Here is a 23,334-nt window from a genome sequence, read left to right as displayed (position 1 = left end):
ATTATACGTGCGTTTGCGTACGTATAATTCCCCTGATATTTAATTGCAATTATGTACTACTTGACATCCTTCTATAATGTAATTATGAGTGTCTTTGACTTCTATGTCGTAAACTTCTTTCAAACCGACTTTTGTAAGTTCGCATTCGAACGTATAACCTTTTCCTTTATGCTCTCTTATCAGTATTTCCTGTCCAGAGTTGTAAATTGCTTGTATATCAATAATTTTATTCAATTCTTTTTGAGTCACTGAAATCACGTATATATATTGAAAACGGTAAATTCGGCACGAAATACCAGCCAATGATGCCGCAAAATAAGCATATTCCGCATCTTCTTTCTTATAAAATTCAAAATAGACTTTGTCTTCTTTACTGACATAATTTGAACGTAACGCTGTTGAAATCAAACCGGCTAAAAACGACTTGGCGTTTTCTGGATTTAATATACTGTAATTATTGGATAACGCTACAATTCTTAAACGTTTTGTCTCTCTGTACGTTGACATGTTAAACGATGAATCCCTTAATGGAATACTGTAAAGTTCTAATCTTAGCGATTGAATTTCTAAAGCGTCTTTCATACCTTCCGTAGTAAGAAATTTGTGATCGGGTGTACATGTGTATATCATTCCGTCCGTTCTAAGAAATTCATACACGTCTTTTTTACCGTTTTTCAAAACTTTCAATACGTTTTTGAAAACAATTTTATTGTCTTGTAAAGAAGCGATTTCTTCACCTACTCTTAAATTTCCTATAGATTTATAACCGTTTCTTGTCATAACCCTTGTATCGGATGTAAAACAATTTCGTTTATCGTTATCGTAATTTTTCAAAATATCGTCCGTATAATGATTAATTAAATAATGTCCATAATATACCATAATTTGCGGCAAATACGGGTTTGTTCTTATAAATTTTCACAAAGATTTTTCGTTTAAAATCGGCTTGTGTTTTGCGATAAGTTTTCGTTCGATTTCAAGTGCTGTTTTCTCGTCGGTGCAGGTAGAAACAATATAAGAAACCGCCGATTTGCGGAGTTTTTTAATGTCTTCGCAAATGTTATCGCCGTACTCGCAAAAAGAGAGCAATTTTTCCCGTACGTTTGTTGCGTTTCCCACAAAAATTATCTTTTTATTTTCATCGTAAAATCCGAAAACGCCGAAAGTTTGCGGTTCTTTTCCAAAGTTTTCAGCGCTAAATTCCGCCTTTTCCCAATTTGCCGAAAATTCTTTTATGCACCACTTTTCATCGTCGAAATAAAATTCTTGATAATTCTTAAAAATTTTTTCAACAATTTTTTGATTTAACGGCGACGCGTTTTTTACGCCCAAAAATTTACCCGCTATTTCGTTTGTCGTTTGTCCACCGTTAAGCAGAATTTCATCTTTTATTTTGTCTATTAGCGTTTTATTTTCATTTTCCACCATAATTCTCCGAAAAATAAACGTTTCAATAATAAAAATACCATTAAATTGATTATCACAGTCGAGAATAAATTATTTTTGCGATGAAAATTAAATAATTAACAAAATGAAAGGTTATTTTTATGGCAAAGTCATACAATATTGCGTTGCTTCCCGGTGACGGAACAGGTCCTGAAGTCGCAACTGAAGCGAAAAAAGTGCTTGATGCGGCATGTGCCAAACACGGAGTAAAAATCAATTATCAATCGTTTGATTTCGGCGGCGAACGCTATATGAGAACCGGTGAAACACTGCCCGACAGCGCAATTGAGGAATTTAAAAAATTTGATGCGATTTTTCTGGGGGCGATCGGACATCCTGACGTAAAACCTGGTATTTTGGAACTGGGAATTTTACTCAAAGCCAGATTTTCTCTCGACCAATACATTAATCTGCGTCCCGTGAAACTTTACGACGGTGTTGAGACGCCGCTTCGCGACAAAGGTCCAAACGATATCGACTTTGTCGTTGTTCGCGAAAACACTGGTGGAATTTATACCGGAATGGGTGGAGTTGTGCGCGAAAACACTTCCGAAGAAACAGCGACTCAACTTATGCTTTACGATCGCAGAACGGTTGACAGATGCCTGAAATATGCGTTTGAATATAAGCGCCGCCGTAATAAGAAAAATATGAAATACGCCGAAAAACCGCTTACTCTTATCCACAAAAGAAATGTACTTACCTACACGGGCGATTTATGGTGGCGCGCTTTCAACGAGATGGGTGATGCGCAGTTTACAGACATCAAGCGTGATTATAATCACATTGATGCGGCTAATATGTGGTTTGTGAAGAATCCGGAATGGTTCGATGTTTGCGTGACCGAAAATTTGTTCGGCGACATTATTACGGATTTGGGCGCTATGATTCAAGGCGGACTTGGAATTGCGGCTGGCGGGAATATAAATCCGCAGGGGGTTTCAATGTTTGAACCGATGGGAGGTTCCGCTCCGAAATATACGGGTAAAAACGTGATAAATCCTCTTGCGGCGATTTGCGCCGCAGGGCTTATGATGGACACTGTAGGTGAGACGGCGCTTGCCGAAAATATCGAAAAAGCGGTTTCTGACGTGCTTGCTTCGGGAAAAGTTAAATCGCTTGCGGCTGGGAAAATGGGAATGGGGACGAAAGAACTTGGCGACTTGATTGCAAATTCTCTGTAAGGTTTGATAAAAAAAGAGCCGTAGAAATGCGGCTTTTTTATTCTTTTACGCTATTGTGTCGTTTCATCGTCATTATCTTTATCCAAACTTACCATGCCGATTGATTGCAGTTCGATTCCACTCACGATTTCATTGTAAGAAAGTACTGTCATGCCGGGTATATCGCTTTCGGTTAGGCGTTTCATTTGCAATCTGATTACCGGGGAAGTAACCATAATAGGCATTTCGCCAATTTGTTTCACGTCTTGCGCCGTCTTTTTAACTGTATCAATTATCGCACCGGCGTCGCTTGGAGACAAATTAAGTTTTACAGTCCCGTCGTATTCGGTAAGAGAGCCTTCCAATTTCGCTTCCAAATTAGGGTCAAGCGTTATTACACGAATTGTGTTGTCGGCATTTTTTATTCTTTCACAAATTTGTGCGGAAAGTCCGTTTCTGGTGTATTCCGTAAGCACGTCAATGTTTTTGTTTTGACGCCCGACTTCTCCTAAAATTTCCAAAATTCGCGGCAAGTCACGAATTGAGACTTGTTCATGAACAAGATTTTGCAGAACCTTATGTACTTCTCCAAGCGATAAAATAGATGGAATAACTTCATCTACAACCGCTTTATGACTGTCTTTAATATTGTTGATGAGTTCTTGCGTATCCTGACGAGTCAGCAAATCTTCGGCGTTGTTTTTAATCACTTCGGTTAAATGCGTCGCCAAAACCGCAGGAAGTTCCACAACAGTATATCCCGACATTTCGGCAAAATCTTTTTGGCTTTCGGTAATCCATACCGCAGGCAGCCCAAACGCCGGCTCAATCGTTTGTATTCCTCTTATCGCTTCTAAATTTCCGGTAGGATTCATAGCCAAATAACTTCCGCTCATCAATTCTCCGGACGCTACTTTAACTGTTCTGATTTTAATTACATATTGATTAGGTTCAAGCTGCATGTTGTCACGAATTCTCACGGGAGGAATAACAATTCCAAGTTGCGACGCCAATTGATTACGGATTTGTTTTATTCTGTCAAGCAAATCGCCGCCCTGCGAAACATCCACAAGCATAATAAGCGCGTAGCCAATTTCAATTTCAAGCGGATCTACTATTAAATAATCCTCGACTTTTTCTTCGGCGTCCGCCGCAAGATTTTTTTTCATCGTTCCGGCTTTGGCGACAATCTGTTCTTCTTGTTCCCTTACTTTGTTGGAATGCCAGACCATAAACCCTATTCCGCCCAAAAACAAAGCGATAAAAACAAATAAATGAGTGGGAAGCCCTGGAATAAATCCGAGGAAAAACATTGTTGCGCCCGCTACGAACAGCGCTCTAAAATTTGAAAATAACTGCGAAGCGATTTCGCCGCCTAAACTGTCTTCGCTTCCGGCGCGGCTTACCAAAATACCGGTTCCGACTGAAATCATAAGGGCGGGCATCTGCGAAACCAAACCGTCGCCGATTGTGAGCGTAGTAAATTTTACGAGCGATGCTTCAAACGTAAGCCCCATCTGTGTCATTCCAATAATGAAACCGCCTATAATGTCTATGATTGTTATTAAAATTCCTGCTATGGCGTCGCCTTTTACGAATTTTGACGCACCGTCCATCGCACCGTAAAAATCCGCTTCTCTGGAAACGTCAGTTCGGCGCTGTTTTGCGATGTCCTCGGTAATAAGTCCGGCGTTCAAATCAGCGTCGATCGCCATTTGTTTACCGGGCATGGCGTCCAAAGTGAATCTTGCCGCAACTTCAGCGATTCTTCCTGCGCCTTTTGTTATTACCAAAAAATTTATTAAAACTATGATTACGAATATTATGAAACCGACGATCATATTTCCGCCGGTCACAAAATTTCCGAATACGTTTATGACTTCACCGGCGTATCCCCGTGACAAAATCAGACGCGTCGTAGCTACGTTAAGCGAAAGTCGAAACATTGTCACCGCAAGAAGAAGAGCGGGAAATACCGAAAAATCAAGCGGGCGGCGATTATACATAGAAATCAAAAGTATCATCAACGCAAGGGCTATGTTTGCCGCTAAAAATAAGTCCATAAACGCGGTAGGAAGCGGAATTACCATAAGAATTATGACGAAAACGACAGACGCGACGATAAGTAATTCTCGTTGCTTTGCAAACGAATTCATCAATTTATTGTTTTGAAGCGACGCTCCTATGTTTGCAATATTCATCATTTCTCCGCTATAGTTTTGCTAAAAATAATATTTGCACAATAAAAATATTTTTTTTAATTTTCCAATTCCGCTTGAGCTTTTCTAAACATTTCTTCCATAATCAATTTGTATTCAACGTCTTGTTTTTCACCGATTTTGCCGTCGAGGCATTCAAGCGGGATATCATTCAAAAAACGACAGGGTTTGACTTCCATTGCTCTTTTTCGAACTTGCTTAAATCTCGGGAATGACAAAAAAAGCTGTTTTTTCGCCCGCGTCATCGAAACGTAAAAAAGCCGCCGTTCTTCTTCGATTTTTCCTTCTTCTATCGACTTTTTACTTGGCATAATCACATCGTCTAAAACCGGAATGAAAACAACCGGAAATTCCAAACCTTTAGATTTGTGCATAGTCATCATAACCACCGCTTTTACATTGAAATCCGAGTTGTTTTCACCGGAATTAAGCGAAATATTTTGCAAAAAATCTCCCAAATTCATATCGTTGGGATGTCTGCTTTCATATTTCTCAAGCATATTCAAAATTTCGTTTACGTTTTCAATTCTATTTTCTAATTTTTTTTCATCTTCTTCAATTTTTTTCAATATTTCAATATATTTCAATTCCTCAAGTAATTCCCGTAAAACTTTGCTGGGAAATTCGTCACCCGCAAATTTTTGTATATATTTTTGCATAAACAGAACAAATTTTTTCAAAATTGCGTATTGCGAATCGCTTATTTCTCCTTCAAGGTTTTCATATAGTTCATAGCTGTCCCAAAGTGAAATTTTTTTGAGTCCGGCCTGCTCATCGACCGCAGAAATCGCAGATGCCGTAAATCCTTTATTCGGCACGTCCAAAATTCGCGATAAACTCAATTCGTCAAATTTATTTGCAAAAAAATTAAGATACGCAAACACGTCTTTCACTTCCCGCTTGTCGTAAAAACTCATACCGCCATGAATAATGTAAGGTATTTTTTTCTTGCGAAACGCGTCTTCAAATTCCCGCATAAGTAAATTCGTTCTCAAAAGCAGCGCAAAATCGTTGTAATCGTATGTTTTTTTATCGACAAAATCGCAAATTTTATCGACGATAAACCTAATTTCGTCTTCTTCGTCGTGTCCTTTGTATGTCGAAATCGGTTCGCCAGCGTCCAAAACCGAAACGATATCTTTGGCTTTTCGGCGAGTATTCTTTGAAATAACGGCGTTTGCCGCTTCTACGATTTGCCGAGCCGAGCGGTAATTTCTGTTCAAAATAACGGTTTTTGCGTTAGCGAATAAATGGAAATTAAGAATATTTTGAATTTGAGCGCCGCGCCATGAATAAATTCCTTGATCGTCATCGCCTACAACCATTAAATTATTATGCGGACTGCTAATGAGCCGTACAAATTTTAACTGTGCGGAATTAGTGTCCTGAAATTCGTCAACCGACACAAATTTGTATTTTTCACGAAATTCTTCAAGAATTTTCGGTTTTTCCTGAAATAATTTTAACGGCAGCAAAAGCAAATCGTCAAAATCGACACTTTGGCGTTTATTCAAAATTTTGCAATATTGCTCATATATTTTGCCTATCGCTCTTTTTTCGACGTTATTTTTCAGATCTTCAGGGAAAATTCCCGCATTTTTAGTAAGAGAAATTTCATTTAACAAATCTTGCGGCGGAATTTGTGCAATTTTTTTACTTCCCAAGTCGCGGATCGCCGTTTTCACTGTAGAAATCTGGTCGTTTTCCGACAAAATCGTAAAATTAGTGTGTAAATTCAGATATTGCCCGTAATTTCGCAGGATTTTTACTCCCAGCGAGTGAAAAGTTCCTATGGTCATCCTGTTTGCAAGTCCGCTTCCAACGGCGTTTGCGATTCGTTTCCGCATTTCTTTTGCGGCTTTGTTGGTAAAAGTCAAGGCAAGAATTTCTTCCGGTTTTGCGATATTCTCGCAAATTAAACGCTGTGTTCTTGCCGTCAAAACGCGCGTTTTCCCAGAACCTGCCCCTGCAAGAATAAGCAGTGCTCCGTTTGTATGATTTACCGCTTCCGTTTGTCTATCGTCAAGATGAATTTTTGACATTTCTATTTTCCGTATTAAAATGACAACAATATTATTGAATTTACTGTGTGTTTTATTATGTAAGTCCTGTAAAATGAAAATAATTTATAGCGACAAATGATGTCAAGAATTGTACGAAAAGAATGTAATTAGATTTCGTTCAGACAAACTTTCTTAATCGATTTGAATTTCCCATTAATTGAAATTTCTATAAAATTTACAAATATCGCAAAAAATTATGAAAACTGCGCTTATTTACTATATATTTCTTAGTGAGAATATATTGATATTAATTTTGAAAAGCAATTACTATATTTAAGGAGGAAGTATTATGTTACAAAAATTGCAAAATAAATTAGAATTTGCTGGGGGGGGGGGCCTTACTCTTACTCTTATTATCTTTTGCGCTTTTGCGGCTAATGTTTGGGCTGTGTCTTGCGGAGAAGCGCCAAAAGAGCCCGGCGCTGCATTAATTATATACAATGGCGCGGGTATGGGTTTAGAATTTTCCAACCCGGCAATGCAGACGTTTAGAGCGGCTCTTTCTGGTGACGAGAGGCACATCACTTATTCTACTCACGAAAATGGTAACCTTGTTTATGACAAAACAGACGGGATACCAAAAATAGATCCGCCGTTGACGTTAGTCGATACCCTCAATGTCACGGTGCAGGGAATGGACAGCGACTTAAAAAAAACTTTCTACGGGAAAGATCCTTTGTTTGATTCTTTATACGATGCAGGTAATCCGCTCACTTATTGGTCTCAAGTATATGATTTAAGGTTTAGAAACATACTTGCCGGCGGCGCAGAAGCTTCTATTACCACTAACCTAAATCAGAAGACAAGCGACGCTTCCTATTTTAGGGTGTTTTTGCAGTCCGGCGGCGCCTTATACCTGCAAACGGTTCGTGGAGAATTTACAACCAGAAATGCCGGTGTCGAATTTGTTATAAAGAATTTCACTTTGGATAAGAATTATACGAATACTAAAAATCCAATATCTTCTCCTGACGGCGGCAATTTTTCTTTCACGGATAATTATGATTTCAAATGTAATTTTAACGATTTAAAAGACGAAAACGATAAACACCCTATGAATTGGGCTATGCCGGGGGGGTATCCGAGCGGTGAGATAGTTCATGGAAAGCCTTTAGCGAAAAATCTAACGGCAAATTCGGACGTAATCGTAGCATGGAAAACCGGTGAGATGGATCCGATAATAGGCAATGGAATTTTAATCGTGGGCTGGGCTATAACTGCGTGGGGACCACAATCCAGCGGAGGAAATTCAAGCGTAATCTCCAGAGCTACTTTCGCCACGATTCAAAATATTTACGCCTTAATGACTCAAACGGCTATGTATTCAATAAACAAATCGTTCAGTCAGGATGGGTCCATTATTGAAAAAGAAGACGGAGAAACCGGAACTTGTTATATTACGCTTAAAAATAATGCGATTTACAAGGTTGGGCCTATAGTAGTTAGAGATACGTTGTCAAAATGTTTGGAGTACATTGATAAAAGTGATGACAAATATGATCCTAAGCCGTATGTAACTTATTTGCCTAGTGGAAAAACCGAGCTTATATGGACAGATCTTGTACTGCCGAATAATAGGGGTGTGTTGCCACTTCAATTTGACTATAAAGTAAAATTTACGCCGCCGTGTAGCGATTAATTGCGAATGAATAGGAGGAAAATATGAAAAAGTTTTTATTATCTTTTTTGATTTTAACTGGAATATTGGCGGTTTCGGCATCGGCTGCGCAAAGTATGAGCGCCCAAATAGTTTCAGTCAGTCCGGGAAGAATAACAAAACCCGGAACAGATGTGACCGTGACTGTTTCGTTCAGCGCTACGGGAACCAATCAATGGGAAAAAGAATTATTTTATTATACCGCTTATCTCTCGACAAATCCTGTTTGGGGGGGGGGCAATGAAGGCGTACAAGTCAAATCTGTGACTAATTTTACTTCTACTCAGGGATCTAACGGTTTTTCAAACAACACCCAAACTTTTACGTTTAAGATGGCGGATATTGATATAAGCAACAACGGGAAATGGGATGGAGATTTGGGAATATGGAATAATGCATATATTATCATAATGTACAGCGGCGGGCTAGGTTACGTGAACGCCGGAATGACTAATACGAATAATTGGGATAAAAACAATATTATCACTCAACAGCTCATACTTGAACCCAAAATTATTATATACAATACCGCTTTAGTCGGCGATAAATCCTCACATACGGGGTTAATTGTCGCACAGCCGGTTCCTACTTTAAAAGTTACTGCCACTCCGTCAAATGGATATGACGCGGTTTATACGTTTACAACTAAAGAACTTAATATAACACTTGACGCATTTTTTGGAGACATTCGGATCCCAAGCGCGGATATTTATTACACAATTGATGGAACCGCTCCTACTGCGTTATCGACGGTTTGTAAACCGGGCGCAAGCGTAACTTTAGGTAAAAATTTATTTGCGAATTCTGATACAGTCAGGCTTAAAGCGTTTGCAGACGAAAGCAGCTATGAGTCGTCTCCACCCAAAGAATGGATTTATGTTCGTAAACTACCTAAACTTAATATTGAGGTTGCAAATTATTCTATAGACGCTCTAACGCAAGAAGGAGTCATACCTTTTGACACTAAAGTATTCGGAACCGGTACTTCGGAATTGGGAATTCCTGAAAGAGGGAATATTAAATTCAAAATAACCGATGAAGCGGGAAATCCGGTTAACGGAAATTACACGATTTATTATACTTTGAACGGCGGAAACCCTACAACCGGTTCCAAAGTTTACGACAGCAATAAAGGAGTCGAAATAGAATCCTCCGTTACGCTTAAGGCGATCGTCGTGTCGGAAGATTATTCAACCGGTTCGAACGAATGGACGTTCGTGCAGGAATTAAAGGGCGCATGGCTGAATCTTCTTCTTCTTCCGCAAGGAAAATCGGCTTATGAAAATCCGCAAGTCAATAAATTCGGACAAAAGCAGGCGGTTCAAATACAATACGACGCCAGCGACGGACAATTGCTTAAATATCGTATAGACGATTATCCTTATACTGTTGAGGAATTATTGAATTACGGAATTGACGGGGGAAATATAGTAATAGACACTGTTTCCAATAAATGGGATGAAAAAGATATTGTTTATGTCAGCGCTTACGTGTATAACGGCGACTACGACCCGAGTTATAAGTTCTGGAAATTTATTCAGGAACATTTGCCGAACGTCATATTAACTCCGTCGGAAAAATCGCCGAAAGAAATGAAATTTACGGGCGTTATTGAAGTTACGGCGTCAGTACCGGGAATAATTCCAAGTGAATATATGAATTTTGAAATTTGGTATACGATCGATGGAACCACTCCGAGTCCGAATAACGGACATAAAATAGACAATAACGGGAAAATTCGCATAGACAAGAATACCACTATTAAAATAGCGGCGTTTAGTGACGACCGTTTACCGTCCGATGTTGAAGAATATAAATATCGTCTAACCGCAGATGCAAAAGATGCATGGTTCTACGATACGGAAGGTAAGGGCGTTATTAATAAAGTCGTCATTAATACTACAATTCCGGTAAACGACGCTCCCGATAATGTGAGATTAGTTTCTCCGTGGGATCAAGGACATACAAATTCTGCAGGAATAACGGTTTATGACACGATTGTAGTCGAGAAAAACGGAATTATACGTTATCCTGACGGTAATACCGGAACATGTGCGGTTGACGTTATAAATAAAAATATGATTGTTATTGTCGCGGACAAATGGATATTCTCGACTTATAGCGAACTGGATACTAACAGAGAGACCGGATTTGAACCGGATCCTAAAATGCTGGGAAAACTCACGGGCGCCGAATACAGCGATACGGGTGCGGTTTGGATAGGCGATTCTATAGCGCCTGTTCCGCTTACCGCTACGTATGCACCGGGAAGTATTGTTGAAAGTGTTTATGAGCAAACCGGGAAGATTGAAAGGTATTCCGATACTTTGATAGTTAAATTCAGTGAGGCGACAAATATAATTTCAGGTAACGATGAAATATTTGAGTTTTATACTCCCAATGGTTCGTATGCTATGAAACTCAAAGTTGTTGACGGCTACAACGGCGGCAATATAGTTAAGTTTGAGGTGGTTGAGATAATCGGCGACGGTCCTTTTGACGGCGATTCTTTGCGTACGCGTCCATATACGATTCAGGATAAAAATAATTACGTAACGCAAGAAAACACTACGAATTATGTCCTTCTTAATGTTAAAGATATACCGTATAAGTTGATAATAAAGAAAGTGTCGCCGATAGTTCCCGGAGAATCGAATAATCCCGTTATCGTTGCGGATTTCTTGACTAATATAAAACAGCAAAACCGCAGCAAAATTGATATTAAAGGGAGAATTATGGACGCAACCGGAAACGTTGTTGCGAGTTTGGACGGATTGAACGGCGGGAAAGGCAATATCTCCGCAGAGATTATCGACCAAAACGGTACTACAAAAATATACGTAAAATGGAACGGTAAAAATCGTGCGGATAGAAATGTAGGAGTAGGTTCTTATTTAACGATTCTCTCAATTACCGGTCCTGATGGTGCGACGCAGAACAGTAATCATACGATTGGCGTAGGTACGAAGAAATAAGTAAACGTATTAAAGATGCGTAACATAAAGAGGCGGAAATAAATTTATTTCCGCCTCTTTATGTTAATTCGCAGATATTTTTATATTTTACACTATATTTCATGCATGAAATATAGTATTTTCCCCGCATATTCTTTGTATTTATTCAGTTGGAAGGTTGAATGTCAAAACAAATACTGCAAAAAGTCGCCGATAACGTGCGAATCTTATCACTTTCTATGGTTGAAAAAGCGAAATCCGGACATCCCGGCGGCGCAATGGGCGGTTCGGATTTCATATCGGTTTTATATTCGGAATTTCTTAATTTTGATCCCGATGATCCGGAATGGATTTTTAGAGATAGATTTTTTCTTGATCCCGGGCACATGTCGCCTATGCTGTATTCCATTTTACATTTGATAGGCAAATATTCTATTCAGGAAATACAGAATTTTCGTCAGTGGAAAAGCCCCACGCACGGGCATCCTGAAGTAGATGTTTCACGCGGGATAGAAAACACGTCAGGACCGCTTGGCTTAGGCGCGGCTATGGGCGTCGGCGCTGCAATCGCAGAAAGATTTTACGCTCATAGATTCGGCGAATGGACTTCTCATAAAACCTACGTTTTTGTTTCGGACGGCGGAATGCAGGAAGAAATCGCTTTCGGTGTCGGAAGAATTTCCGGGCTTTTAGGACTTTCAAACTTGATAATGTTTTTTGACTCAAACGATATTCAATTGTCGCACACAACCGACAAAACTACAAGTGAAGATACTCCGTCCAAGTATAAATCTTGGGGTTGGCGCGTTGAAACGGTTGACGGAAATAATGTTGATGAAATTCGCGCCGCGCTCAAGAGAGCGGTCGAAGAAAAAGAAAAACCGACATTAATTATCGGAAAAACGATTATGGGGAAAGGCGCGTTGACGGTTGACGGAAAATCGTTTGAAAGACAGGTTTCTACGCACGGACAGCCTTTATCAAACGCAGGGGTCGATATTGCAAAAACTATAAAAAACTTGGGTGGAAATCCCGACGAGCCGTTTACGGTTTTTGAGGAAGTGAAAGATTTCTTCGTAAAAACTCTTGAAGAAAAGCGCAAAATCGCAAAAAAAGCAAAAGAAATTCAGTGGAAATGGGAAAAAGAAAATGTCGAACTTGCAAAAAAATTATTCGAGATGTTTTCAAAAATTCCTCAAAATGTTGATTTCTCAAAAGTGACTTCACCTGTAAATTCTGCTACACGTAACGCAAGCGGAGCGGTTTTATCATATTTTGCACAAAACATCGGTAATATGGTTGTTTCATCGGCTGATTTGTCAAACAGCGACCAAACCGGTAAATTTTTGGAAAAAAGCAAAGAATTTTCGTATCACGATTTTTCCGGCGGTTTTTTGCAAGCCGGTGTCGCCGAACTTACGATGGCGAGCATTATGAACGGCTTGTGTTTACATGGTGGAATTGTGCCGGTTTGCGCGACGTTTTTTGTATTTTCGGATTATATGAAACCTGCGATTCGCATTGCGGCGTTACAGGAAATTCCCGTGAAATATGTATTTACGCACGATTCTTTCAGAGTCGGCGAGGACGGACCGACACACCAGCCGGTCGAGCAGGAAATTCAACTACGCCTTTTGGAAAGAGTAAAAAACTCCAAAAATGAGCCGTCGCTTTTAGTTTTACGCCCTGCGGATTGTCCCGAAACAATAGCGGCTTGGGAAATTGCGTACAATAATACAAATTCTCCGACCGCGCTTATTTTGACACGGCAAAACGTGGATGACTTACCGGCTCAAAACAGCGACCGTAGAAAGGAAGCCGAATGTGCGAAAAACGGTTGTTATATAGTGCTTAAAGAAAAATCGGAGAAACCGGATATTATTTTGCTTGCAAACGGTTCGGAAGTCAGTTTGCTTTACGGCGTAGCAAAGGAGTTGGAAAAAGAAAATATGTCTGTTCGCGTCGTTTCTGCTGTATGCGAAGGACTTTTCAGAATGCAATCTGAGGAATATCAAAATAGAATTTTACCAAAATTCGGAGTGCCGATTTTCGGACTTACTGCCGGACTTCCCGACTCGCTTTTGTCGCTTTCGGGGGTGTTTGGAAAAGTTGTAGGACACGAAAAATTCGGTGCGTCAGCCCCAGCAAAAGTACTTGACGAAAAATTCGGATACACAATTTCTACGGTTAAGGAAAAAGTGAAAGATTATCTTGAAGAATACAAAAGAATGCTTTCGGCAATTAAATAACGGTTTAAATTAGTTTTAATACAGACATTCATATCTCACGTTTTCTAAAACCAACCCTTTGGCTGGAGCGTTAATTCCTGCAAGTTTTCTGTCGTTTTTGTCGATAATTTCAAGTAATGTAGAATTTATTTTTCCACGAGAAATATCGATAAGTGTTCCGACTATTGTCCTGACCATATTGTAAAGGAATCTGTTGGCGGATATTTTTATGTAAAATAAATCTTTGCTTATGTTTATCAATTCCGCTGAGTTTACCGTGCAAAAAAAGCGGTCTAACTGATTATTTGACGAGCAAAACGCCTTAAAATAGTGTGTTCCGATTATACCTTGTAACTCTTGCTCAATTTTTCTCAAGTCTAATTTATATCCGAAAAATACGACAGAATTTGCGGAAAGCGGATTTTTTTTTAGTGAAATATAGTAATGGTAAGTTCGTTCGACAGCACTGAATCTCGCATGAAAATCATCTTTAACTTTTTGCATTTCAAAAACTGCTATTGTTTGCGGCAAAACAGAATTTATTTGATAGGAAAATTTTTTTAAATCCAAAAATTTCCCGCAAATTTCATCGGGAATATCAAAATGAATTCCTTGATTTCTCGCGTGGACGCCTGCGTCCGTTCTGCCAGATCCAGTAATCGAAATTTGTCTGCCGACAATTTGTAAAACGGCTTTTTCTAATTCACCCTGAACTGAAATATTGTTAGGCTGAATTTGCCATCCCGAAAAGTTTGTTCCGTCATATTCCACACGTGAAAAAAGGCGCATATTATTTTCCGATTCTCGCGATTTTTCGGCATAAATCTTTGATTGTTTCTTTTTGAGAATCCGATTTTATTTCACCGTTTTTAATTTCTTTATCATATCGGGTTATCGTTTTTATTATTTCGTAAAACTGCGATTTTGAGTAATTCTTCGCCTGCTCAATTAGTTGTGGCTTTATAACAATCGGGAATACCGCTTTTTTCTGTGATTCGCTCAAAATTCCGGCGGCGACGCCTATTTCAAACGCAATTTGATTTTTAGTTTCTCTATCATAACTTTTAAAATAAGCGTTTGCTTTTGTCGAGTTTTCTTCGCAGTACAGACGAATTTTTAATAAAATCCAAAATTTTCTAAACAATTCCGATATAAAAGGTATGGCAAAACTATTGTTTTTGTTTGCATAGTTTTCAAACGCTGCAAGTGCTTCTTTATTCCATTTGCGAAATCCGATAAAAGCTATCGCTTCTTCCGCCGAAACTTGTCTGTTATCTCCTACAAGTTCTTTTATATCATTTAGGGATATTTCTTTTCTCGACGGAAGCGTCGAGTCGATTTTTCGCAGTTCCCCGTTCAAAACTCCCAAATCCGCACCGCAATATTTTACAAACAATTCCGCATCTTGTTCGCTTATTTCTCTATTAAAAAGTTCATTTGTTTTTTTAACGACCCATTTAGGAATTTCATATTCTTTCATCGCCTTGTATTGCAAAAACGAACCGTTGAATTTTAGCGTCGTCTGTTTTAATTTTTCGGATAATTCGTTTATCGAAAAGCAATTTTTCACCGTTTTTTCATCGGAATTTTCGTCTAATTCTACAAAAACAAAAACTTCACCGACACAGTGTTCCATGTTTTTCTCAAAAATTTCAAAATTAGATTTTAAAAGCAGTGCATTTTTACTTTCGGCGTGGTTTATGAATAAAAATCTCGCCTCGCCAAACATTGATACGGTTATCATTTCCAACGCAAATTCATCGAATGAAATTCCATCGGCGCCGTTAAAATACTCACTTCTGTTGTTGGGATATAATTTTTCGGCTTTTGCAATGAAATTCGCTTTCGCGTTTCGCATCTCAAATTGATTGCCGCCGACAATTACGGAGATTTTGGGAATATTATCTTCCATAAAACAAAACTTTTATTTAAATTCGCTTTGAGGGTTCGCTTTATTGGTTTTTTCATCAAAATAGTAAACGCAATTTCTGCCGTTTTGTTTTGCGGCGTACATTGCAACGTCGGAATTTTTGATTAATGTCTCAGATACTTTGGAAACCGCATGCAAATTTGTCGTTGTAATATCGTTAACGTCACCGTAAAAACACGAAACACCAATACTTACTGTAAATTTTACAACACTGTCTTCAACTTTAATAGAATAGTTTTCGATGGCTTTGCGAATTTTTTCCGAAAAGTCAACTGCACCGCCTATATCGGAATCAGTATAAATAATTGTAAATTCTTCACCGCCGAATCTAGCCAGATTATCGCGTTTGCGGATTATTTTGGAAATTATTTCAGCCATCTTCTTCAGAACGTCGTCGCCGACAAGATGTCCGTAAGTATCATTAATTTTTTTGAAAAAGTCAATGTCTATCATTAAAAGCGATAATGGCATTTTATTTTGTATAGCCGCCGTAATTTCTTTTATCATAATCTCGTTAAACACTCTTCGGTTTGTAACGCCGGTAAGACCATCGGTTTGCGCTAAATATCGCGTTTTTTTCTCCAAGTATCCGCGATATAACGCCGGAGCGATAAGAGGAGTTATAATATAAAACGATGTTTCTTCGTTTTCGTCAATTTCGGCATCAATGTTATTATATACCGAAATGAATCCGATTTCTTCTCCGAAAATTGATATGGAAGAAGTAAGTGTACAAGAAATTTTATGAGGAGAAAAAGTATCATTACTATTACCGTTAAATATTACTAACGGATATGTTCCATCACGAATATGTAAAAGTGAAAGTCCGGAATTAATCATTTCCCGTCTCCAGAAACTTGTAAGAAGATTTACTACATCTTCACGTTTTAAGGCGCTTTGAGATGAATAAGCGTAAATATCTAAATAACCTAATACATTTATTCCCATTATAAGCGCTTTGGAATCGGTTATTTTGGAAATTTCTGTAAGAAGCATATTCGCCGTATCGTTGATATCTATTGCCTGATTCATTTTTTGCAGTAGTTTGTGAATGGAAATAACTTGATCTACGTGCTTCCCCAATTCTAATACTTCTTTTTTAATTGATTGTGAAAAAGTTATTGCTTTCATATTAAATTTACGCATATGAAGCGTTTTTTCTACCGTTGAAAATAATTCTCCTATATCTATCGGTTTTGTCATATATTCGACAATACCTAAATCAAGCGCTATTTTTGCATTTTCAAAAGAAGCGAATCCCGTTATAAAAATTATTTCAATGTTGGGATCATATTTTCTGGCGATTTTGGCGAGCGTAATTCCAGATTCGTCCCCTAAATTCAAGTCGGTTATAAGAATATCAACATATTTTTCTTCAAATATTTTTACTGCATCGGAGATATTATCAACTATCTCAGTGCTGTATAATCTTTTAAGTGATTTAGCGAGAAGGTTTGCGACAAATTCATCGTCATCGACTACTAAAATTTGCAGATTTTCTTTATCGTCGTCAATGTTATACAATGGTTCCTCCTAACATCATGTTTCGAAAAATACGTTATTGTAAACTGTAAAAAATTAAAAAGGTGTTTTTTCATAAACATATCTGATCCATTGAGTAAAAAATTCTAAATTTTGCGTACGCCAACGGTTTACCGGATTTTTTAGATCCACGTTTTTAGGCGCTTTAACATTTGTTTTGCCCCTTGCAACGTCTCTTTTGTATTCCATGACTAATCGGTCGGCATCATATTCAAAATGTCCTAAATGCATAAGAAATCTTTTATCGCTGGATTCAAAAATGACGTACCCTGCTTCTGCGGAACGAGCGAGTAGATTTATAATCCCATCTTCTTGTGCGGTTTCAAGTTCTTTATCGCAAATTCCTGCATGACGGCTGTTGGGGCACCAATAAATATCATCCATTTCACCGGTTATCACATGGCTTTTACATATATTTTCCGTTTCAAAAATACCAAATAATTTTTCTTTATAATCAATTTTTGGAATCCCCAAATATTTTGCGAGTGCGAGTCCACCCCAGCAAATTCCTAACGTTGAAACGATATTTTTTCTTGCATATGTGACGATTTCGAGTAATTCCTGCCAATATTTTACCTGTTCAAACGGCAAATGTTCTACGGGAGCGCCGCTTATTATCAACCCGTCTAAGTGCTTTTGTTTGACAGCATCTTTAAAAAAAACGTAATTTCTTTCTAAATGGTCTTGATCGGAACTGAAGTATTCATGATTGTTTAGTTTTATCCAAATCGGTTCAATTTGTAAAATGCTTCTTCCAAGTGAAAACAAAAGATTAAATTCGTAGTTTTCTACTTCCGGCATAATATTCAAAATCCCAATTCTTAACGGTCTGATGTCTTGCTTGCTTGCCGCCGCTTCGTGAATACAATGAATCCTGCGTTGTTCAAGCGATTCTTTGGCATGGTAATCATTTGGTATTATTATCGTCATAATTTAATTTCCTTTTTTTACGAGGAAAATACTATTTGTTCTAATTAAAAAATGCTTTCATCTTTTTCAATGCAATTTTAAGTAGATCTGTTTCGGCGGCAAAGGAAATTCTTATATATTTATCTCCGTTAATTCCAAAAGCAATACCGGGAATCGTTAAAATATCGCAAGTTTCCAGTAATTTTACCGCAACCTCTTTTGAGTTTCCAAAATATGAAACGTCAGGCATACAATAAAACGCTCCTTGCGGCTTAACTGCTGAAATCTTAGGAATGCTGTTAAGCGTTTCATAAATCAAATTTGCGTTATGCCCTAAGTCATCTCGAATTTTCTTGCAGAACTTTAAACAATCATCGCTAAATGCCTCAATCCCAATAAGTTGTGATATTGAATTTGCGCAAGTACAAGTGTATTGATTCGCTATGATCAATCGCTTTATTATTTCTTCTTTTGTAATCGCCCAACCGATTCGCAACCCTGTTGCCGCACAACGTTTAGAAATTGCATTTATGATAATGAAATTTTTCGCAAACATGGCAGGGGAGTGCGGTTTTTCACCGAAATATAATTTGTTGTAAACTTCGTCGCTGATAACACAGCAATCGTATTCATTGACAATTTCGCAAAATTCTTTGATTTTTTCTTTTTCAAAAACGCTTCCGCAAGGGTTCGACGGAGAATTTATCAAGACGAATTTTGTGTCCGGATTAAGTTTTAATTGTTTTTGTAAATCCAAGAGATCAATTTGAAAATCATCGGTTAATTTGTAAAAAATCACTGTTCCGCCGTGAATCTTTACCACAGTTTCATAGGCAGAAAAACAAATATTCGGTAAAAGTACTTTGTCGCCTAAATCTATATATGCACTGAAAACGTTCCATATAGATCCTTGTGAACCGTTTGTGATAATTACGTTATTTTCCGTGAAGTTAAGCGCGTTTTCCTCGTTGAATTCTTTAATGATCGCTTTTCGTAAATTTTCATCGCCTATGTTTGAAGTGTATCCCGCTTTGCCGTCAATAAACGCCTTGCCGCCTGCTTCACGTAGAAAATTTGGAAGTAAGTTCGGCAGTTGTCCGATCCCCAAATTTATGGTGGTTTTCTTTGCTAAAGCGTTCATTTTTCGAATTTCGGAAATCTCAATTCCGTTATATCGTTCGGCGATTTTCATAGCAGTGATTCGCAAATGTAATAAATTCCACTCTTATGAAAACCGGAAAATAGATTTTTAATCGGGGTTTTCAGAAAAAACTCTTCCATAAAATCGTATTTTTCTTTTTTGCTTTTCTCCAGAAAAACCGTTGTTTCTGGAAGTTCACAAGTCTCCAAAATATAATTTTTTGCGTCATCAAATGTCCCAAGAGTATCGATAAGTCCGTTTGAATGCGCTTGGTTTCCGGTGAATATCTGTCCTTCTGCGAGTAATTTTACATTTTCGAATTCCATACTTCGACCGTCGCAAACATCATCAATAAACTGCTTGTGCGTATCTTTTAAAAGGTTGTCGAAATATTCGCGCTCGTTCTGATTCAATTCTCGAAACGGACTTCCCGCGTCTTTGAGTTTTCCGGCGGCGAGAATCTCTATTGAAACGCCTATCTTTTCCAAAAGTTTATTATATCGTGGAAATTCCATAATGACTCCGATACTTCCGGTGAGTGTTCCGCCGTTGGCAAAAATCCGTGTTGCACCGCTTGCTATATAATATCCTCCGCTTGCGGCAACGGCTCCCATACTTACGATTGTAGGTTTTTTCACCGCACAATTTTTTACCGCCTGATAAATTTCCTGCGACGGTGCAACCGCCCCGCCCGGGCTGTCGATTCTCAAAAGAACAGCCGCTATGTTGTCGTCGTCGCGAAATCCGTTTATTTTTTTGACGATATGATTCGATTCGTTAATGATTCCTTCGATTTTTACCAAACCTACTTGTTTTGAAAAGCTGCTAGGGAACTGAAAGTTTGAACTTTCAACACCTGCCATTGAAATGCCTATTATAATCGAAAGTAACGCAAATGACGCAAACACCGCCAAAAATATTTTCGTTTTTGTTTTCATTTAACTCCTACTTCACCGGAATTTTGATAGTTTCACCTGCAATGAGTTGGCGATTTTGAGAAAAATTATTTGTCAAACAAATTTCCTGAACCGAAACATTAAATTTATTTGCTAATTTATACAAATAATCGCCGTTTTGAACCTTGTAATTGATTGTTTGAATTGAAGGAAAAGAAGTGTTTTGTTTTGATGCGATTGAAGCGTTGCCTTCGGAAATTTTTATTGTTTGCCCCGCTTTTAAATCGTTCGCTTTCATATTGTTTAATGCTTGTAATTTTTCCGTTGTGGTTGAAAACATTCTTGCTATACTGTAAAAGGTGTCGCCGCTTCTAACACGGTATGTCGTAGTTTCTTCCGACGAGGCGCTGTAATTGGATTTCGGATTAACGGAAAAGTTAGGCGTATTGTCGAGAATTTTTATTGTTTGCCCCGCTTTCAAGTTACCGGCTTTAATGTTGTTTAGCGTTTCTAATTCCGCTACCGAAGACGAAAACATTTTTGCTATACTATAAAAAGTGTCACCGTTTTTAACGAGATATTCAACAACATTGGAATTTCCGGAGACTGACGGTTTTATTACCTTTATATTACCAGATGTACCGACTGGGGAATTTTTCGACGGGTAATAAACAAGTGTTTCGCCCGGATAGATAATCGGAGAATCGTTGTCTTTTTTGTTCCAAGAAATCAAATCCGAAAGTGAAACTTTTAGTTTATTTGAAATTTGAAATAAATTATCGCCGTTTTGAACCACATATTTATGCGGATTTTCAGATTGTGGCGGCATTTTTTGTAAGTTTTCCGTATTTTTACCCATTGCAGTATTTTGTTTATTCATATAAATAACTACAATATCACCTTCACGAAGATATTTTGGTTTTATGTTAGGATTCCATTTCAAAATATTATCAACTGAAATTCCGTATAGTTTTGCAATCGAATAAAGCGTTTCGCCGGAAGCTATCACATAATTTATTTTTCCATCTTCACTTGTAGGCTTTTGTATCTGGCGGATAGGGACGTTTTTTTTCGCCGCTTCATCGGCTTTTATAATGTTTTTTGCCGTCGTTTCGTTTTCAGGTAAAGGCAACAGTATGTATCTTCCCGCGACAAGAGTATTGTTTTTCATTCTGTTCATGTCTTTAATCGCTTGAATAGTTGTTCCGAATTTATTTGCAATAGAGCCTAAATTGTCGCCGGAAGCTATTTTGTATCTATACCACTTTACTTTATCTTCCGGTTTAAGTGTTGCATAAAATGTTTTATATGCGTTCTGTTTACCTGCCGGGATATAAAGAGTTACGTTGTTAACGTCAGGAGGAGTACAGAATTGTTTTATATGCGGATTTATTTCACGTAATTCATCGACAGGCATTCCCAACCCTTTCGCTATTTTCCCCATATCTATACAATCGGAAATTTTTACGGTATCATAAGGGAAAGGTACAATGGAAGAATCTATGACATATCCGAAACATTTGGGATTTTTTGCTATAATTTGATAACCGATATAAAGAGGAACATAATTCATGGTTTCTGTAGGAAGTTTTAAGTCCCAATAATTGGCATCCGATTTTTTTTCTTTTGCTTCACGAAGCAATCTGTTGATTTTACCTTCACCGCAATTATACGACGCCAACGCTAAATACCAATCGTCAAATAACGAATAAAGCCGTTTGAAATATGCAATCGCCGCTACGGTGGATTTTATAGGATCGCGTCTTTCGTCAAGCCAATAACTGTTACGAAGTCCAAAAATTTTGCCTGTTGACGGAATAAACTGCCAAAGTCCCGATGCATGCGCTCTTGAATACGCTTTTGGATTGAACGCACTTTCCAGCAGCGGTAAATAAGTAATATCTTTTGGTAATTCAGCTTCTTCAAACATTTTTTCCATAAAAGGACGATAAAACATACTTCTGTTAAGCAAGCGTGTCATTCTATCGCTTTTTTCTGCGGATAGCAACGCTAAAAGCGCTTTTTGAACTCGTTTGTTGTAAATTATAGGAACATCATAAGACAAGCCTTTAGCGCAATTTATCGGGATTTGAAACATATCAAGATTTGCAGTGTCAATTTCCATCATTATCATTTGGAATTGGTAACGAGTAACAAACGCCGTAAATGATTGAGGAACAGAATCCAAATACGCCGGGGGCATTTTTTCCGAATAAAGCTTTGCAATCCTATTCAAAATCTTGTCGAAATCCGTACTCTCGCTTTCGTCGGACAAAGGAAGAATTTCAAACAATATTTTCACAATTCTTTGCGCACCGTCAAAATCGCCGTTTATCGAAAAATCTTCGACAATTGATAACATAGAATCCGCCAATATTGCTAATTCGAAATTGTCGTTTATTATGTGCGGGAATAGAGAAATTTCACTAAGAGCGTCCATTGTCGAATCAGCTTCTTCAAAATCTTCCTGCGGAGACAAATGTTTTTTATTATTTCCGCACGAAACAAAAAACACGACAGACAAAAAAACAATCAAATATTTACGCATTATTACACTCAAATAATTATACTCAATAATTAAAAAACTACGGTAAAATATTATTTGCCGCCGGTAAAGCGTACCGTACTTATCTCTTAACTCCAATTTTCATTGAATACTTATATGTCTTTACGCTAATTCCTCTCAGTCTCAAATGCCACATTGCCGATATTGTCATAAACGATTATATTCATATGCGAAATTTTCTCGCCATGAGGAAATGAGTTAATCGTTTTGGTGATTTTCATCTACTTGGGAATACGAAAAATTAACTTCCTCTTTTATTTTTGAAATGGAATACCTTGTCGAGAATGTGGGTAATTCTTTTGTACAAATAGTATTTTTGTAATTAAAGACAAAATTGTTGTAATTGGAGGCGATGTGGAATTAAAACGTAAAAATGGGATTTGTAAGTCTGATAAAAACACATGGCTTGCAAAAGGTAACACTACTGTATCGGAAAGTATCATTCATCCAGATTGTCCAGTTTTGGATTGCTTGGCGATAAAGTTGACCCACATAGTAAACCAACATGTATATATTTAGGTATTCACGATAAATGCGATCATAAATAGGCTTGAGGAATTAGGTTATTTATGATCTTGGTCACGGATGTATATAATTCCCAATGTTTTCAATGTATGCTT

The 23,334-nt window shown here is 37.9% G+C and carries 15 protein-coding genes; 4 read left to right on the top strand and 11 right to left on the bottom strand.

The window, feature by feature from the left end; translation table 11 throughout:
- Positions 1 to 39: 39 nt before the first annotated feature.
- Together LBH98_08150 and LBH98_08145 are read right to left on the bottom strand one after the other, a co-directional pair.
- Positions 40 to 834: a hypothetical protein gene (locus LBH98_08150; GenBank protein MDR0304718.1), complete on the bottom strand. Its 795-nt coding sequence runs from the start codon at positions 832 to 834 to the stop codon at positions 40 to 42.
- 84 nt (positions 835 to 918) lie between these two features.
- Positions 919 to 1,428 carry a GIY-YIG nuclease family protein gene (locus LBH98_08145; GenBank protein MDR0304717.1) on the bottom strand — a complete coding sequence of 170 codons (510 nt, stop codon included), beginning with the start codon at positions 1,426 to 1,428 and terminating at the stop codon, positions 919 to 921.
- 119 nt (positions 1,429 to 1,547) lie between these two features.
- On the opposite strand from LBH98_08145, the gene LBH98_08140 reads away from it, so the two are divergent.
- Positions 1,548 to 2,630 (top strand): 3-isopropylmalate dehydrogenase, encoded by a 1,083-nt coding sequence (locus LBH98_08140; GenBank protein ID MDR0304716.1) that lies wholly within the window; start codon positions 1,548 to 1,550, stop codon positions 2,628 to 2,630.
- A 50-nt stretch (positions 2,631 to 2,680) separates the two neighbouring features.
- On the opposite strand, the gene flhA is transcribed toward LBH98_08140, so the two are convergent.
- Together flhA and LBH98_08130 are read right to left on the bottom strand one after the other, a co-directional pair.
- On the bottom strand, positions 2,681 to 4,813 hold the full coding sequence (flhA, locus tag LBH98_08135) for a flagellar biosynthesis protein FlhA (protein ID MDR0304715.1): 2,133 nt from the start codon (positions 4,811 to 4,813) through the stop codon (positions 2,681 to 2,683).
- Positions 4,814 to 4,866: 53 nt separating this feature from the next.
- Complete coding sequence (locus tag LBH98_08130) at positions 4,867 to 6,870, bottom strand: ATP-dependent helicase (protein ID MDR0304714.1); 2,004 nt, start codon at positions 6,868 to 6,870, stop codon at positions 4,867 to 4,869.
- A 310-nt stretch (positions 6,871 to 7,180) separates the two neighbouring features.
- Between LBH98_08130 and LBH98_08125 the strand changes: the two genes are divergently transcribed.
- The 3 genes from LBH98_08125 (at position 7,181) to LBH98_08115 (ending at position 13,751) form a co-directional block, all read left to right on the top strand.
- Entirely contained in the window at positions 7,181 to 8,530 is a 1,350-nt protein-coding gene (locus tag LBH98_08125) for a hypothetical protein (protein ID MDR0304713.1), read from the top strand.
- Between the two features lie 23 nt (positions 8,531 to 8,553).
- Positions 8,554 to 11,523 carry a chitobiase/beta-hexosaminidase C-terminal domain-containing protein gene (locus LBH98_08120; GenBank protein MDR0304712.1) on the top strand — a complete coding sequence of 990 codons (2,970 nt, stop codon included), beginning with the start codon at positions 8,554 to 8,556 and terminating at the stop codon, positions 11,521 to 11,523.
- 161 nt (positions 11,524 to 11,684) lie between these two features.
- Positions 11,685 to 13,751 (top strand): transketolase, encoded by a 2,067-nt coding sequence (locus LBH98_08115; GenBank protein MDR0304711.1) that lies wholly within the window; start codon positions 11,685 to 11,687, stop codon positions 13,749 to 13,751.
- A 15-nt stretch (positions 13,752 to 13,766) separates the two neighbouring features.
- Here the strand turns inward: LBH98_08115 and truA are convergent, their stop codons facing one another.
- From truA to LBH98_08080, 7 genes are read right to left on the bottom strand one after another with little or no spacing between them, the layout of a single operon-like run.
- On the bottom strand, positions 13,767 to 14,519 hold the full coding sequence (truA, locus tag LBH98_08110; GenBank protein ID MDR0304710.1) for a tRNA pseudouridine(38-40) synthase TruA: 753 nt from the start codon (positions 14,517 to 14,519) through the stop codon (positions 13,767 to 13,769).
- Position 14,520: 1 nt separating this feature from the next.
- Positions 14,521 to 15,642, bottom strand: coding sequence for a hypothetical protein (locus LBH98_08105; GenBank protein MDR0304709.1), 1,122 nt, complete (start codon positions 15,640 to 15,642; stop codon positions 14,521 to 14,523).
- Positions 15,643 to 15,654: 12 nt separating this feature from the next.
- Complete coding sequence (locus LBH98_08100) at positions 15,655 to 17,184, bottom strand: diguanylate cyclase (protein ID MDR0304708.1); 1,530 nt, start codon at positions 17,182 to 17,184, stop codon at positions 15,655 to 15,657.
- Positions 17,185 to 17,238: 54 nt separating this feature from the next.
- Positions 17,239 to 18,132 (bottom strand): homoserine O-succinyltransferase, encoded by an 894-nt coding sequence (locus tag LBH98_08095; GenBank protein ID MDR0304707.1) that lies wholly within the window; start codon positions 18,130 to 18,132, stop codon positions 17,239 to 17,241.
- Between the two features lie 40 nt (positions 18,133 to 18,172).
- Complete coding sequence (locus LBH98_08090; protein ID MDR0304706.1) at positions 18,173 to 19,303, bottom strand: aminotransferase class I/II-fold pyridoxal phosphate-dependent enzyme; 1,131 nt, start codon at positions 19,301 to 19,303, stop codon at positions 18,173 to 18,175.
- The gene (gene sppA / locus LBH98_08085; protein MDR0304705.1) at positions 19,300 to 20,190 is read right to left on the bottom strand and encodes a signal peptide peptidase SppA; all 891 of its coding nucleotides are present in this window, start codon (positions 20,188 to 20,190) and stop codon (positions 19,300 to 19,302) included. The genes LBH98_08090 and sppA overlap by 4 nt, the downstream gene beginning before the upstream one ends.
- 7 nt (positions 20,191 to 20,197) lie before the next feature.
- Positions 20,198 to 22,696 (bottom strand): LysM peptidoglycan-binding domain-containing protein, encoded by a 2,499-nt coding sequence (locus LBH98_08080; protein MDR0304704.1) that lies wholly within the window; start codon positions 22,694 to 22,696, stop codon positions 20,198 to 20,200.
- Between the last annotated feature and the right edge of the window lie 638 nt (positions 22,697 to 23,334).

The sequence above is a fragment of the Chitinispirillales bacterium genome (genome assembly GCA_031254455.1).
Taxonomy (GTDB): Bacteria; Fibrobacterota; Chitinivibrionia; order Chitinivibrionales; family Chitinivibrionaceae; genus WRFX01.
Note: the sequence above shows the minus strand (reverse complement) of the source record. Positions and strands in the feature narration are given on the sequence as shown.